Genomic DNA, 13,914 nt, shown 5'->3' on the forward strand with positions numbered 1-13,914 from the left:
GGGTTAATGACAGTTACCATTTTTCGAGAAGCTGATACTGACCTGAGGGATGCTGTATATGTCTGGACTGTAATTGAATGGGGTTTACACACGATGGAATCTGGATGACTAGTCCTGATATAAGTTGACACTTTTCTGTCTGTAAAACGCCTGATGAACGTCATCGGGCGTTTTGTATTTCAGAGCCAGGTGTGGCCGCTCATGGTTATAAGTTGCTACGGATTCTTTGACCATTTCCCGGGCCTGCGCCAGGTCTGCAGGACGCGAGAGTAAAAACTCATTTTTCAGGATACCGTTTATTCGCTCAGCCAGTGCGTTCTGGTAGCAGTCATAACCATCAGTCATTGAACAGGTTATTCCGTTTCTTTCATGAACTGACTGATAAAGAGCTGAACAGTATTGCAGCCCTCTGTCAGAATGATGCACCAGGGGACTCGTCGTTTTTCTCAGCTTCAGCGCCTGTCTGAACGCTTTTACCACATTTTCTGTCTGCAGGTTTTCCCCAACATGGTAGCCCATAATTTTTCTGGAGCAGGCATCGGTGACCAGACTCAGACAGGCCGTGCCATTGCGCAGTGGAAGGTAAGTAATATCGGCGACCCAGACCTGTTCTGGTTCAAGAGCGGTAACCTGTTCAGGGCCTGGTTTGAGCAGGTTTGGATGTCGGTAGAAGCGATGATGACTGTTGGTCGTTTTGTGATATGCCCGTTTTACTGGCACCAGGAGTCGGTATTCATCGAGCAGGTTAAACAGGCTGTCTCGCCCGATATTCAGTCTTTTATCGGCCTGAGTGTTCAGCAGATAGTGCAGCTTACGCGCACCGATTCGAGGCTGACGACATCTGACACGGGCAACAAAATCAAGAACCTGAGCATGATGTTCCTGCCGTTTTCTGCGCCTTGCGTTGTCCTGATACCATGCCTGTCTGCTGTGTCCCAGGAACAGACAGGCACGCGTAACAGTTATTTTGGGGACCGGACTTTGCGCGAGGACTTGCCGGGCCGCTTTTTTACGATACTCACCCCGTAATCATTTTTCAGGACATTGATAACTGATTCAAAAAACTCAGCTTTCTGGTTCGCCAGCTCAAGCTGCGTTTCAAGTTCCCTGATTCTTTGCTCGGGTGTGAGCGGGATAGTTGTCTGAGTCACAGGCAGTTTCCTCTTCACCAGGTCAGGAAGTCCAGGACTCCAGTCAAGCCGGCCATATTTACGTAACCAGACAAGAACGGTGGAGCGCCCCTGAATGCCATACCGCTGCTGGGCCTGTTTATAGGTCATCTCGCCTTTTTCAACCTGCTCAACAACAGCTATTTTAAAAGATAGAGGATAATCACGTTGGGTGCGTTTGAGCTCAGTCATCATCACGTTCTCCAGATTTAAGTCAGGAACGTGTCAACGCTATTCAGGACGGGTCAGGACCAATAAAAAAGCCCGCATCAGCGGGCTTTAATGTCACAGGGAGTCGCGACTCCGTTGCGTATCCTTTTTTGTCTCCTCACCGTCTGGTCGGTGTCCTGATGAGACTTCTAACTTCCTGTTTTTGTTGTGATAACACCATCCAATCATGATTGGTGGAGCTGGCGGGAGTTGAACCCGCGTCCGAAATTCCTACATACCATTTTTACACTAACGAAATCATATTTTATCATTTTAAATCATGATGTTAGTGTTAATCTGTATTTGCTTGTTTTACTTGTTTTTAGTGTTCCGCCGCCAAAATGCCGCCATTTATTAGCGATGCCAGTTGAGGTTATGAAGTGGGTTTTTGGTAACGGCATCTTCCAGATGATCCGGTGCAAAATGGGCATAAATCATGGTCATTTTAATATCAGCGTGTCCTAAAATATCCCTCAATACCAAAATGTTTCCGCCGTTCATCATAAAGTGGCTGGCGAAAGTGTGGCGCAGAACGTGGGTACATTGACCTTCAGGTAGTTCAATTCCAGCTCGTTTTACCGCACGCTCAAAAGCCTTTCGGCATGGTGTGAATAACTTTCCTCTATTTTTGGGTAATTCTTCATACAGTTCCTGAGAAATAGGAACTGTTCGGTTTTTCTTTCCTTTTGTTTTGGTATAGGTAATTCGATACTTTGATATCTGGTTACCTTGCAGGTTTTCGGCTTCGCTCCATCTTGCCCCGGTTGCCAGGCAAATCTTGGCAATCATTAGCAGACTGGGACTTTGAGATTCAGCACATGCGTCAAGCAGGCGTTTGATTTCATCAGCAGCAAGGAACGCCAGTTCACCCTCTGCAATTTTGAACGTTGGCAGACCGGCGAGGGGGTTGGGTGCAGACCAATGTCCCAGCTTTTTCAATGTGCCAAAAACTGAGGATAGGTTACGTTGTTCAAGGTTCACCGTTCTGGGCTTAACTGGTGACATGAGCACGCCATCTTCGTTTTTGACCTCACCTTTTAATCTGGCTTCCCGGTACTTTGTGAAATCACCTGCTGTCAATTCAGAAGCGATGGGATCACCAAGCCCATTACAAATGATTTTTAACTTAGCCATTAATCGCTTAGGGTCAGCGAGTGTCTGACCGTACAGGGAATACCATTGCTCAATCACTTCTGACAGTTGTCGTCGATCTTCCTTTTCTCCCAGCCAAGGTTTCTTGTTTACCTCGTCCATGGTGAAATTCTCAAACGCAATGGCTTCGCCTTTCGTCGCAAATTGTTTGCGTACGCGTTTGCCATCTCGCCCGTTTGGGTAGCATTCACATAACCACTTTCCGTTCGGCTGTTTTCTGATCGTCATGATTAGATACTCTTAATCACTTTTACCACACGCCCTACAACGTCTACGTCATCAACTGCACATTCAAAGGTTGTTTCTTCCTGATGAACAACAAGTTTATTTCCGGGAATTCGAGCTACTTTTACGATGCTTTTCACTCCATCAATATCAACAAGCCAGGAGCCATTACTGATCTGTTTTACAGATACATCAACAATAAAACTTTCTGTTGTCGTTTGTATGAATAGATAGTTTGACGAGTCGCCCTCAACCAATCTGCTATCTAATAAAATTTCGTCATATGATTGAAGTTCACCATTTCTTAACTCTGTGTATTTGATACTGGGAGCTACGATTTTAGAAAGTGGTCTAATTGTGACGTCATTATCATTTTTGAGAATGTTTGCGTCACCGTTATCTGCATACATATCACCCTGTCCGGTTGCCAACCAAAGAAGCGAGATCCCGGTTTCTAGAGCACATTGAATTACCCATTCTGCTGGGAAACTATCTCTTAAGTATCTGTTTGCCATGGTGCTTTTTGATACTTTTAAGTGTTCGCAGAGCTGTTGGCGTGAGCTGAAATTGTAGGCTTTTATCAGCCTGTTGATGGCATCACGACCCCCACTATCATTTCCACCCTTGATTAGACTCATAATCAAACTCCTTGACGTATATAAAATGCGATCTTAATATCCATTCATGGTTTGAAAAGCAAAACCAAACCACATAAAACGAGATGAGACGATTACAAACTAAGAGATACTGCACTATGAGCAACGACATTTCAATTCGTGTACCAAAAGTGATGGCGACACCAGCAGAGTTCGCGGAATGGGAAGGCTACTCTCGCGGTTCGGTATATCAAATGATTCATAATGGAAAGCTCGCTAAATTCATGGAAAAAAAGGAAAAAGTAAAAGACAGAGTATGTATACGTTACCTTGAGTACAAAAAGGAACAAGTCAGGAAAAATATGGGCCAATCCAATTTCAACTTTAATGTCATCGTTGGTGACTAAGTTCAATTATGAGAACTTTCTAAGGGGGCAGCATGTTTGATTACAAGATTTCCAAACATCCGCATTTTGATGAAGCCTGTAGAGCTTTTGCATTACGTCACAATATGGCGAAGCTGGCAGAACGTGCAGAAATGAATGTTCAGACACTGCGAAACAAACTCAACCCAGAACAACCGCATCAGCTTACTGCACCAGAAATTTGGCTGCTTACTGATCTGACAGAAGACTCAACACTGGTAGATGGTTTTCTGGCACAGATTCATTGTCTGCCATGTGTACCGATTAATGAGGTAGCAAAAGAGAAACTGCCACATTACGTCATGAGTGCAACCGCAGAGATCGGGCGTGTTGCTGCAGGTGCTGTTTCTGGCGATGTAAAAACCAGTGCAGGCCGTCGTGATGCGATCAGCAGCATTAACTCTGTTACACGACTGATGGCGCTGGCTGCTGTTTCATTGCAGGCCCGTTTACAGGCTAATCCTGCGATGGCGAGTGCAGTTGATACCGTGACTGGCCTCGGTGCTTCATTCGGTTTGCTGTGAGGTGCTTATGCTGACGAAAGAACCATCATTTGCATCGCTGCTGGTAAAACAGAGCCCGGCAATGCACTACGGTCACGGCTGGATCATGGGGGAGGATGGTAAACGCTGGCATCCGTGCCGTTCACAAGATGAATTGCTGGCAGAACTATCTACGAAAAAACGGGGGAACAAATGGCTATTGAAGGCGCTGCGGCGACTGTTCCATTAAGCCCCGGTGAACGCCTGAATGGACTTAACCACATTGCGGAGTTAAGGGCGAAAGTATTTGGCCTGAATATTGAGTCAGAGCTTGAGCGGTTTATTAAAGATATGCGTGATCCACGGGATATCAATAACGAACAAAATAAACGAGCACTGGCAGCCATATTCTTTATGGCAAAAATTCCGGCTGAACGTCATAGCATCAGCATCAATGAGCTGACCACTGACGAAAAGCGGGAGTTGATTAAAGCAATGAATCATTTTCGTGCAGTGGTGAGCTTATTTCCCAGACGGCTAACCATGCCGAATTAACCAACTAATGAAATTAATGGCGTAAACCCGCCGGGCATCCCTTTATCTAAATTCAGGAGAATTGATTATGCGTAATATTGAAATCCTCACGACTAAAACCGGACCGGATGATGCAGGGCTTAATATTTTACTGACAGAGGCTCGTCTGGAAGAACGCCGGGCAAGGGCTGAAGCAATGGCAGCTCGCCTTGATAGCCTGGCGTGTCATATCTCATCCCGTCAGCTAAACCACGTGGAAGCGGCAGAACTGCTGCGTGTGACTGCTGAAGCAATCCAGAACGAAGCGCAGGAGATCCACTAATGGCTGATGCAATGGATCTCGTACAGCAGCGCGTTGAAGAAGAACGCCAGCGCCATATCCGTGCTGCCCGTGCCAAAACACCGGGCGTGTCTCGCGTGCTTTGCATTGAGTGTGAAGCGCCAATTCCGCCAGCACGCCGCCGTGCCATTCCGGGTGTGCAGCTTTGCATTACCTGCCAGGAAATTGCAGAGCTGAAAGGCAAACATTACAACGGAGGTGCTGTATGACAAGGGCAGTACGTATCCATCAATTAAAAATTGCACCTAAGTATTTCAACGCTGTGGTTGCAGGTCAAAAGACGGCTGAACTTCGTAAAGACGATCGTGGCTATAAAGTTGGTGATGTTCTTTCTCTTTGCGAATGGAAGCATGGCGTATTTACGGGTAGAGAATGGGCTGCTGTTATCACTCATATACTTCCGGTTAATGACGTCATGGTAGTTTCAGAACAATGGGTGATGCTATCAATTCGTCCATTAACCCCATTGGAAGCTTTAGGATATGTTATTGCAGGAGGTGCTGTATGAGCACCATCCTGAAATGGGCGGGAAATAAAACCGCCATTATGTCCGAACTGAAAAAACATCTTCCTGCTGGCCCGCGACTGGTTGAACCTTTCGCGGGTTCCTGTGCTGTGATGATGGAGACGGATTACCCCAGCTATCTTGTTGCGGATATTAATCCTGATTTAATCAACCTCTATAAAAAGGTTGCTGCTGATTGCGAGGCGTTTATATCTCGTGCCAGAGCTTTATTTGAGGAAGCAAACAGGGATGTGGCTTATTACAACATAAGGCAGGAGTTTAATTACTCCACTGAAATTACTGATTTCATGAAAGCGGTATATTTCCTGTATCTCAATCGTCATGGTTACCGTGGGTTATGTCGCTATAACAAGAGCGGGCATTTCAACATTCCGTACGGTAATTATAAAAATCCGTATTTCCCTGAAAAAGAAATTCGCGCATTTGCAGAGAAAGCCCAGCGGGCAACGTTTATCTGCGCCAGCTTTGATGAAACGCTGGCGATGTTGAAGGCGGGGGATGTGGTGTATTGCGATCCGCCTTATGACGGTACGTTTTCCGGCTATCACACTGACGGCTTCACTGAAGATGACCAGTATCACCTGGCATCCGTTCTTGAACATCGGTCATCAGAAGGACATCCGGTCATTGTTTCTAACAGTGACACATCCCTGATCCGTTCGCTGTATCGCAATTTTACTCACCACTACATCAAGGCAAAACGCAGCATCGGTGTAGCAGCTGGTGAGAGTAAATCTGCAACAGAAATCATCGCTGTTTCCGGGCCGCGCTGCTGGGTGGGATTTGATCCTTCGCGTGGCGTGGATAGTTCTGCCGTGTACGGAGTGCGTGCATGAGCCATGCTGATATGAACAACTGCAGCGGCTTTAACGAGGTCGCCGCAGCATTCTCATGGAACAGCCCGAAAAAGGCCATTAACCCTTATCTGGACCCGGCGGAAGTTGCGCCGGTTTCTGCGCTTTCAAACCTGATCACTCTGTACGCTACCGATAACGAGAAGGAACAACTGCGCCGCGAGGCACTGAGTGATCAGGTCTGGGAGCGTTATTTCTTTAATGAATCCCGTGATCCTGTCCAACGCGAAATGGAGCAGGATAAGCTAATTAGCCGGGCAAAGCTGGCGCATGAGCAGCAGCGTTTTAATCCGGACATGGTCATTTTGGCGGACGTTAACGCCCAGCCTTCCCATATCAGCAAGCCGCTGATGCAACGTATTGAATACTTCAGCAGCCTGGGCAGGCCAAAGGCTTATTCCCGCTATTTGCGTGAGACGATTAAGCCATGTCTGGAACGGCTGGAGCATGTCCGCGACAGTCAGCTATCCACTTCTTTTCGCTTTATGGCGAGCCATGAAGGGCTGGACGGCCTGCTGATCCTGCCTGAAATGAGTCAGGATCAGGTGAAACGCCTGTCTACTCTTGTCGCTGCGCATATGAGCATGTGTCTTGATGCCGCTTGTGGTGATTTGTATGCCACCGATGACGTTAAGCCAGAAGAAATCCGCAAGACATGGGAAAAGGTGGCAGCAGAAACCCTGCGACTGGATGTTATCCCGCCTGCGTTTGAGCAACTCCGTCGGAAAAGAAACCGCCGTAAACCCGTGCCCTATGAACTCATTCCGGGTTCGCTGGCGCGTATGTTATGCGCCGACTGGTGGTATCGGAAATTATGGAAGATGCGTTGCGAATGGCGGGAAGAGCAGTTGCGTGCTGTCTGCCTGGTCAGCAAAAAAGCATCTCCCTATGTCAGCTATGAAGCCGTGATGCATAAACGTGAGCAGCGCCGTAAGTCGCTGGAGTTTTTTCGTTCTCATGAACTGGTGAACGAAGACGGCGACACGCTGGACATGGAGGATGTGGTAAACGCCAGCAGCAGCAACCCTGCGCATCGCCGCAATGAGATGATGGCCTGTGTTAAAGGCCTGGAGCTTATCGCGGAAATGCGCGGTGACTGCGCCGTTTTCTACACCATCACCTGTCCGTCACGTTTCCATTCCACGCTAAATAACGGCAGGCCCAACCCGACCTGGACAAATGCGACGGTAAGACAAAGCAGTGATTATCTGGTCGGCATGTTTGCTGCATTTCGTAAGGCAATGCATAAAACCGGGCTGCGCTGGTATGGCGTGCGGGTGGCTGAGCCGCACCATGACGGTACTGTGCACTGGCATCTCATGTGTTTCATGCGCAAAAAAGACCGCCGCGCCATTACTGCATTGTTGCGTAAGTTTGCCATCCGTGAAGACCGCGAGGAGCTGGGCAATAACACGGGGCCACGCTTTAAGTCTGAGCTGATAAACCCGCGCAAAGGAACGCCGACAAGCTACATCGCGAAATACATCAGTAAGAACATTGACGGACGTGGTCTGGCTGGCGAGATCAGCAAGGAAACGGGTAAATCCCTGCGTGATAACGCCGAATACGTTAATGCCTGGGCGTCTCTGCATCGTGTTCAGCAGTTCCGCTTCTTTGGTATTCCGGGGCGTCAGGTGTACCGTGAACTTCGCTTGCTGGCTGGTCAGGCGGCAAGGCAACAGGGTGACAAAAAAGCAGGTGCGCCAGTACTGGATAACCCGCGCCTTGATGCCATTCTGGCTGCTGCTGATGCTGGCTGTTTTGCCACCTACATTATGAAGCAGGGCGGTGTACTGGTTCCCCGTAAATATCACCTCATCAGAACCGCTTATGAAATCAACGAAGAGCCGACCGCCTATGGCGATCACGGTATTCGTATTTATGGCATCTGGTCACCCATTGCAGAGGGCAAGATCTGCACTCATGCGGTGAAGTGGAAAATGGTTCGTAAGGCCGTTGACGTTCAGGAGGCGGCAGCCGACCAGGGCGCTTGCGCCCCTTGGACTCGTGGCAATAACTGTCCCCTTGCTGAAAATATGAACCAACAAGGGAAAGACAAATCAGCTGATGGGGATACCAGAACGGATATCACCCGCATGGATGACAAGGAGTTGCACGATTACCTGCACAGTATGAGCAAAAAAGAGCGCCGGGAACTGGCAGCAAGATTACGCCTGGTTAAACCGAAACGGCGTAAAGACTACAAACAGCGAATTACAGAGCGTCAGCGTCAGCAGCTCGTCTATGAACTGAAGTCCAGAGGATTTGATGGCAGCGAGAAAGAGGTCGATTTACTCCTTCGCGGCGGCAGTATTCCGTCAGGAGCAGGCCTGCGTATCTTCTATCGGAACCAGCGTATCCAGGAAGATGATAAATGGCGGAACCTGTATTAATTACGCTGATTAACAATTAATGCTCTAAATAATAAGCAAAGGATAAATCCTATTGATTTTAAAAAAACTTTTTACTTTAACGATATTATTATGTACTGTATGTAAAACCAGTGGTTAAGTATACAGTATTATCTACCCACAGTGAGATAGGAGGGAAGATGCAGGATTATTTTTTAGAGTCGTTGAAACTCCAGCGAATTGATTTTTTTCTTAAGCTTGTAGTGGCCAGTGAATGTAGTGATCAGGAAAAAGAGCTTGCGCTGCTTTGGATTTCAGAACTGACGGATGAACTCATGGCAAAAATCAGAACCCACGAATATAACCGCTCAATGGATGTTGTTAACTGAGGGGTAATTTATGCGCATTGAAATAATGATCGATAAAGAGCAAAAAATTAGCCAGTCTACCCTGGATGCCCTTGAATCCGAGCTTTACCGCAATCTGCGCCCCCTGTATCCAAAAACGGTAATCCGCATCCGCAAAGGTAGCTCTAACGGTGTGGAACTGAGCGGACTGAAACTGGACGAAGAAAAAAAACAAGTGATGAAAATTATGCAGCAGGTATGGGAAGACGACAGCTGGCTGCATTAAGAAACGTTGCCCCCAGGAGGATTCATTCTGATGGGGGCTGGTTTGGGCAACGAGTGAAACGAGGCGTAAGGTGGGCGGATATTTTGATAAGCAATAGTCCGTTTAGAGTCAGAAGCGAACGTTACTGACATCAAACTGGTGAGGAGTTCAGTATGTATAATGCTTTTACTCTTCCCATATGGAGCCCTAACATGAATCGTTTGACTGAGATTGGTTTTATCAAGGTAGGATTCTGGCAGATTATAGACGGCAGCCTGAAATATCATCTCGATGACAGATTCACAGATGTGAAGAACAACCTCTATGCATTTGTTTGTGATGGTGAGGTAAAGTACGTTGGTAAAACCACTCGTCTACTACGTAACAGGATGTACCATTATTCACGTCCTGGCCCTTCCCAATCTACGAATATAAAAAATAACGCTAACATTATTGAGATGCTATCTAACAATGTTGCCGTAGATATCTTGGTGCTTCCAGATTCAGGACTAATGCGCTATGGGCAATTTCACTTGAATCTTGCTGCTGGGCTTGAGGATTCAATCATTAGTCTTATCCGTCCTGAATGGAATGGAATTCAGAGCCCAGTCTTGAAGAGTGAGGAATTAGTATCATCTGAAACTGAAATCATCACACATAGCAGTATCAAACAATTCACTTTCAATATGACAGATACGTACTGGCGTAGAGGATTCTTCAATGTGCCGGTAGTAAGTTCTCAACATTTTGGTAAAGACGGAGAGAACATTAAAATTGTTCTTCGTGATGGTACGTCTTCCATCACTGCAATGATTAACCGAACTGCCAATCAGACTGGTTCACCCCGCATTATGGGGGGCGTTGAGCTCAGACAGTATTTTCAACTCAATTACATAATTGGTGATATCGTTCCTTTCGAAGTGATCACACAAAACATGATGAAGCTAAAATAAAAAGTGTTTCTTCCTTCCTACGGTCGTATCAGCCTGAAAAGTTCTGTGGGGCGATCTGAGCACTTCCAATCAAATACGCAGATATTATCAAAGCACATCGGGTAGCAGCAGACCGTGAACTTCCGCCCCTGACTCACAGCATTCCGTTAGCTTTGATAGCTCGAATGTGTCGGTTTTCAAGTGGTCAATCAGATACGTACCTTCACCCCACTCGTTAGTGCATGTCTATGCCGCATGAATCCGCATGATCGTTTGAGGATCGTTTTTGCTGAGGCCCGCCAGAACTGGCGGGCTTTTGCTTATGTCATGCAGGTGCATGAAAATCACTACATAAAGCGGGCAGGCGTGGCGGGGATACGAGCGCGCGCAACGGGGTAAAATGGCCAAAATCCGGCACAGCCTCTGGCCCGCTGGCGGCCTCATTTGATGGGGGGGGGAAGATGTCAGGGCAAAAAGAAACGCCCCCGCAGAATGCTGCTGAGGCGCTTAGGTTGGTGTTATCGTTTCCTGGGGGGCGGTAAATAATTTTTGGTAGTGTTACCTTTCGAGCATGGCTGGTATCCGGGACAGCCTTTGCGCTGTCGTTCGCAGCCAGGGCAACTGCATTTATCAGTCATCAGTCTTTTACAGAAATATCTAATGTGTAGGGTTCGAAGCGGACCACTTCTTCACCCAGCCAGTCATTCAGCTCCTGCAGTCGCTTTTGCAGTGGCATCAGTTCATTGCGGACGAAGACACGGCTCGCTTTTTCCACATCACCAAAGCCGCCAGTGTTGTTGGGAATGATGCCCATCATTTGCGGCGGTACGCGGTGAGCCGCCATCATGTCATCGCGGCTGACGTTCTTGATGTTCAGAAATTCATCCTTCGCCGCGACTTCCGACAACGGGATAATCTGAATGCCATCTTTTTTGCCGTTAGGCGAGTACATAAACAGGTTGCGGAAGTTGCCCGGTCCTTTAGCACTTTTCATTGCCTTGCGGATGTTGTTCACATCCTCCTGGTTCTGTGCGGCGTCGGTCATATACATGATGAAGCCTGCGTGGCTGCCGTTAATGTAATACTTGCGGCGGAACAGCGTGGCGGATTCGTTGAGCAGAGCTGACGGAATGGCAGAAAGGTAACCCGGCAGACCATAAATCTCCTGGTTGATATCCGGCTCCATCAGGTGGAAGACGTTACCTTTTGTGAACTGATACGGCTGTGTAGTCAGGCTGTATTGCACAAACCAGTATGTTTCAAGGTCAAGCCCGCGTCGGGTGTATTTTGCCAGTGCAGGCTCCAGCAAAATAACTTCACCAAAGCGGTTCGTGCGTTTCTCCAGGTAGGCGTTACCAAAAACCAGATAGTCCTGCACAAAACGGGTAAATGCCTGCTGGCTGAGAAGGCGATGTGGAATATAGGTACTGCTGATAATGTCACGCTTAACACTGATCGGGGAGCTGTGGTGCACGGCGGCGCGGAAGGTGCGCGCCAGTCCGTCAAAGCTGACGGGCGGCTCATACCAGCGATCCATCTGTACGCATTCCACATAGTCCAGCAGTTCGCGGCGGTCCAGTACAGGAATGGGATCACCAAAGCTGAAAGCCTCCGCAACGGATTTTTTAGTTTCTTCTGCAGTTACGGTTTCGCCTGGCGCGATATGTTCTTTCATCAAAAAATCTCCACAATATTGCTGGTATTGGCGGACTCGCCCTGCAGCGGTTCGTTAAACAGTGCGTGCATTGTTGCCCAGGCCAGATCGGCATGGCTGGCTTCTTCGCTGCGGCTGGCTTCATAGGTCGGGCGGTTGCCGCTGGCGGTGGTGGCGCGACGGATTGCCATGAATGACTGCGCAATGTCGGTGTGCCCGGCGTCAAACTCCAGACGGCGGTGGCTGATAATGTCGTAGGCCTTGAGCACCAGGGCATTTTTAACGTTGGGGTTGTAGACAAACTCCCGGACGGCAGGAAAGAACGCTTTCACGTTCTCATAAACCCCGTGACCAACGCCGGTCGAGTCGATACCGATATAGGTCACGTTGTACTGTTCGGTCAGTTTTTTGATCGCGTCAGCCTGGGCGCGGAAGTCCATCCCACGCCACTGGTGACGCTCAAGAATGCGGAACTTACCGCCCGGCACGGCTGGCGGTGCCACCACCACGCATCCGGCGCTGTCGCCGTTCTGCGTACCTTTTGCCGGGTCATAACCGATCCACACTTCGCGCCAGCCAAACGGGCGTAGCGCCAGTGCATGAAAGTCGGTCCAGACTTCCCAACTGTCCACCATGCACGCCTGCAGCTCGCTGAGCGGGAACACGGATGCGAGATCGTCCACGAACTCACACATCAGCAGGTTCTGGTATTCGTCCGGGCTGTACTCCATGCGCAACTGGTCGAGATCGAACAGGTTACAGCCGCCGCGCACCGCATCTTCCACGGTGACTATCTGGCGGTATTGCCCGTCTGCGCACAGCAGGCCGGGGGCCAGATTGTTGTGGGACAGGTCGATGTCCACCTTATCGGCTTTGTTGCGCCCACGGTTGAACAGCGCACCGGACCAGAACGGATAAGCACTGTGGGTCAGGCTGGATGGCGTGGAAAAATAGGTTTGTCGCCATTTTTTGTGAATAGCCATACCGGAAGCTACTTTGCGCAGCTCCTGGAATTTCGGTATCCAGAAATATTCATCCAGATACAGGTTGCCGTGGTAACTCTGGGCAGTGCGGGCATTGGTGCCGAGGAAATACAGTGTGGCCCCGTTAGGAAGCACCATCGGATCGCCTTTCAGCTCCACTTCCACTTCTTTGGCGAAGTCGATGATGTACTGTTTAAAGACGTGGGCCTGAGCCTTGCTGGCGGAAAGGAAAATCTGGTTACGCCCGGTAAGCAGGGCGTCAATCAGGGCTTCACGGGCAAAGTAAAAGGTCGCGCCGATCTGGCGTGACTTCAGCAGGTTGCGGATGCGGTTGGTTTTTCCGGCTTCCCACCAGTGGCGCTGGTAGTTGAACATGGAGGAATGGAAGATTTCTTCCAGCTTCTCAATCTGTTCATCGGTGAAGACATTCTTTTCCGGCTGACGGCGCGGGCCTTTGTTGCGGTTGGCGACGTTAGGGTTTAAGTCGGCTTCGTTGCCGCCATTGTTAAACTTGCCGATCCGCGCGTGGCGCTCCGACTGGCGCGCCAGCAGGTCAATCTCTTTGAAATCTTTCCCTTCTTTGTGCTCCTTCATAATGAGCTGGCAGTAGCGTGCGGCGGTGGTGAGCTGCATCTGATCCAGCGGCCCATAGTCACCCCACTTGTCGCGTTTTTTCCAGCTGTGAACGGTTGCAACTTTCTCGCCCAGCATTTCAGCAATGCGGGCGACGCGGTATCCCTGAAAGTACAGCAGCATGGCCTGCCGACGGGGATCGAGATCTGCGGGTGTCAGTGTGGTGTTCATGGCACAAACCTACAGCCTTGAATGAAGGCTTTCCCCGCCTGCGGTTTGTGTGGTTGTCGGTACAA

The 13,914-nt window shown here is 48.9% G+C and carries 17 protein-coding genes; 12 read left to right on the plus strand and 5 right to left on the minus strand.

Translation table 11 applies throughout. The features are described from left to right. Positions 1–108 precede the first annotated feature (108 nt). From AACU94_RS02825 to AACU94_RS02835, 3 genes are all read right to left on the minus strand, one after another. Positions 109–1,364 (minus strand): IS3 family transposase gene (locus AACU94_RS02825; protein WP_135488903.1). Its coding sequence is split into 2 segments (ribosomal slippage): positions 109–1,013 and positions 1,013–1,364, totalling 1,257 coding nucleotides; the frame shifts between segments, so codons are not numbered across the junction. Between the two features lie 369 nt (positions 1,365–1,733). Further along, positions 1,734–2,759: a site-specific integrase gene (locus tag AACU94_RS02830; protein WP_001547641.1), complete on the minus strand. Its 1,026-nt coding sequence runs from the start codon at positions 2,757–2,759 to the stop codon at positions 1,734–1,736. Positions 2,760–2,761: 2 nt separating this feature from the next. Next, positions 2,762–3,394 carry a phage repressor protein CI gene (locus AACU94_RS02835; RefSeq protein ID WP_135488904.1) on the minus strand — a complete coding sequence of 211 codons (633 nt, stop codon included), beginning with the start codon at positions 3,392–3,394 and terminating at the stop codon, positions 2,762–2,764. A 116-nt stretch (positions 3,395–3,510) separates the two neighbouring features. Between AACU94_RS02835 and AACU94_RS02840 the strand changes: the two genes are divergently transcribed. The 12 genes from AACU94_RS02840 (at position 3,511) to AACU94_RS02895 (ending at position 10,429) form a co-directional block, all read left to right on the plus strand. Further along, complete coding sequence (locus AACU94_RS02840) at positions 3,511–3,759, plus strand: Rha family transcriptional regulator (RefSeq protein ID WP_135488905.1); 249 nt, start codon at positions 3,511–3,513, stop codon at positions 3,757–3,759. 32 nt (positions 3,760–3,791) lie between these two features. Continuing rightward, entirely contained in the window at positions 3,792–4,301 is a 510-nt protein-coding gene (locus AACU94_RS02845) for a phage regulatory CII family protein (protein ID WP_020937144.1), read from the plus strand. A gap of 7 nt (positions 4,302–4,308) precedes the next feature. After that, the gene (locus tag AACU94_RS02850; RefSeq protein ID WP_000956182.1) at positions 4,309–4,509 is read left to right on the plus strand and encodes a phage filamentation protein Fil family protein; all 201 of its coding nucleotides are present in this window, start codon (positions 4,309–4,311) and stop codon (positions 4,507–4,509) included. Then, complete coding sequence (locus AACU94_RS02855) at positions 4,473–4,814, plus strand: DUF5347 domain-containing protein (RefSeq protein ID WP_000963473.1); 342 nt, start codon at positions 4,473–4,475, stop codon at positions 4,812–4,814. The genes AACU94_RS02850 and AACU94_RS02855 overlap by 37 nt, the downstream gene beginning before the upstream one ends. A gap of 67 nt (positions 4,815–4,881) precedes the next feature. Then, the gene (locus AACU94_RS02860) at positions 4,882–5,115 is read left to right on the plus strand and encodes a DUF2732 family protein (RefSeq protein ID WP_001244163.1); all 234 of its coding nucleotides are present in this window, start codon (positions 4,882–4,884) and stop codon (positions 5,113–5,115) included. Next, positions 5,115–5,342: a TraR/DksA family transcriptional regulator gene (locus AACU94_RS02865; protein WP_000752613.1), complete on the plus strand. Its 228-nt coding sequence runs from the start codon at positions 5,115–5,117 to the stop codon at positions 5,340–5,342. Before AACU94_RS02860 ends, AACU94_RS02865 begins: the two co-directional genes overlap by 1 nt. Continuing rightward, complete coding sequence (locus AACU94_RS02870) at positions 5,339–5,641, plus strand: DUF3850 domain-containing protein (protein WP_053902321.1); 303 nt, start codon at positions 5,339–5,341, stop codon at positions 5,639–5,641. The genes AACU94_RS02865 and AACU94_RS02870 overlap by 4 nt, the downstream gene beginning before the upstream one ends. Beyond that, positions 5,638–6,495 (plus strand): DNA adenine methylase, encoded by an 858-nt coding sequence (locus tag AACU94_RS02875; protein ID WP_135488906.1) that lies wholly within the window; start codon positions 5,638–5,640, stop codon positions 6,493–6,495. The genes AACU94_RS02870 and AACU94_RS02875 overlap by 4 nt, the downstream gene beginning before the upstream one ends. Further along, complete coding sequence (locus tag AACU94_RS02880) at positions 6,492–8,906, plus strand: replication endonuclease (protein WP_135488907.1); 2,415 nt, start codon at positions 6,492–6,494, stop codon at positions 8,904–8,906. Before AACU94_RS02875 ends, AACU94_RS02880 begins: the two co-directional genes overlap by 4 nt. Before the next feature lie 158 nt (positions 8,907–9,064). Further along, positions 9,065–9,253, plus strand: a complete 189-nt coding sequence (locus AACU94_RS02885) for a hypothetical protein (RefSeq protein WP_103253965.1) — start codon at positions 9,065–9,067, stop codon at positions 9,251–9,253. Between the two features lie 10 nt (positions 9,254–9,263). Then, entirely contained in the window at positions 9,264–9,497 is a 234-nt protein-coding gene (locus tag AACU94_RS02890) for a DinI family protein (RefSeq protein WP_135488908.1), read from the plus strand. Between the two features lie 191 nt (positions 9,498–9,688). Beyond that, positions 9,689–10,429, plus strand: coding sequence for a GIY-YIG nuclease family protein (locus AACU94_RS02895; protein ID WP_240726429.1), 741 nt, complete (start codon positions 9,689–9,691; stop codon positions 10,427–10,429). A 616-nt stretch (positions 10,430–11,045) separates the two neighbouring features. Here AACU94_RS02895 and AACU94_RS02900 read toward each other — a convergent pair. Further along, a complete protein-coding gene (locus tag AACU94_RS02900; protein ID WP_135488910.1) occupies positions 11,046–12,083 on the minus strand; it encodes a phage portal protein in 1,038 nt (345 codons plus the stop codon). Then, positions 12,083–13,849, minus strand: coding sequence for a terminase ATPase subunit family protein (locus tag AACU94_RS02905; RefSeq protein WP_001098422.1), 1,767 nt, complete (start codon positions 13,847–13,849; stop codon positions 12,083–12,085). Before AACU94_RS02905 ends, AACU94_RS02900 begins: the two co-directional genes overlap by 1 nt. Positions 13,850–13,914 lie beyond the last annotated feature (65 nt).

Origin of the sequence: Escherichia sp. E4702, from assembly GCF_963883545.1 — a bacterium.
Taxonomy (GTDB): Bacteria; Pseudomonadota; Gammaproteobacteria; order Enterobacterales; family Enterobacteriaceae; genus Escherichia.

Coding starts and splice junctions, on each gene's coding strand:
- AACU94_RS02830 (WP_001547641.1), bottom strand. CDS start 2,759: ATGACGATCAGAAAACAGCCGAACGGAAAGTGGTTATGTGAATGCTAC.
- AACU94_RS02835 (WP_135488904.1), bottom strand. CDS start 3,394: ATGAGTCTAATCAAGGGTGGAAATGATAGTGGGGGTCGTGATGCCATC.
- AACU94_RS02840 (WP_135488905.1), top strand. CDS start 3,511: ATGAGCAACGACATTTCAATTCGTGTACCAAAAGTGATGGCGACACCA.
- AACU94_RS02845 (WP_020937144.1), top strand. CDS start 3,792: ATGTTTGATTACAAGATTTCCAAACATCCGCATTTTGATGAAGCCTGT.
- AACU94_RS02850 (WP_000956182.1), top strand. CDS start 4,309: ATGCTGACGAAAGAACCATCATTTGCATCGCTGCTGGTAAAACAGAGC.
- AACU94_RS02855 (WP_000963473.1), top strand. CDS start 4,473: ATGGCTATTGAAGGCGCTGCGGCGACTGTTCCATTAAGCCCCGGTGAA.
- AACU94_RS02860 (WP_001244163.1), top strand. CDS start 4,882: ATGCGTAATATTGAAATCCTCACGACTAAAACCGGACCGGATGATGCA.
- AACU94_RS02865 (WP_000752613.1), top strand. CDS start 5,115: ATGGCTGATGCAATGGATCTCGTACAGCAGCGCGTTGAAGAAGAACGC.
- AACU94_RS02870 (WP_053902321.1), top strand. CDS start 5,339: ATGACAAGGGCAGTACGTATCCATCAATTAAAAATTGCACCTAAGTAT.
- AACU94_RS02875 (WP_135488906.1), top strand. CDS start 5,638: ATGAGCACCATCCTGAAATGGGCGGGAAATAAAACCGCCATTATGTCC.
- AACU94_RS02880 (WP_135488907.1), top strand. CDS start 6,492: ATGAGCCATGCTGATATGAACAACTGCAGCGGCTTTAACGAGGTCGCC.
- AACU94_RS02885 (WP_103253965.1), top strand. CDS start 9,065: ATGCAGGATTATTTTTTAGAGTCGTTGAAACTCCAGCGAATTGATTTT.
- AACU94_RS02890 (WP_135488908.1), top strand. CDS start 9,264: ATGCGCATTGAAATAATGATCGATAAAGAGCAAAAAATTAGCCAGTCT.
- AACU94_RS02895 (WP_240726429.1), top strand. CDS start 9,689: ATGAATCGTTTGACTGAGATTGGTTTTATCAAGGTAGGATTCTGGCAG.
- AACU94_RS02900 (WP_135488910.1), bottom strand. CDS start 12,083: ATGAAAGAACATATCGCGCCAGGCGAAACCGTAACTGCAGAAGAAACT.
- AACU94_RS02905 (WP_001098422.1), bottom strand. CDS start 13,849: ATGAACACCACACTGACACCCGCAGATCTCGATCCCCGTCGGCAGGCC.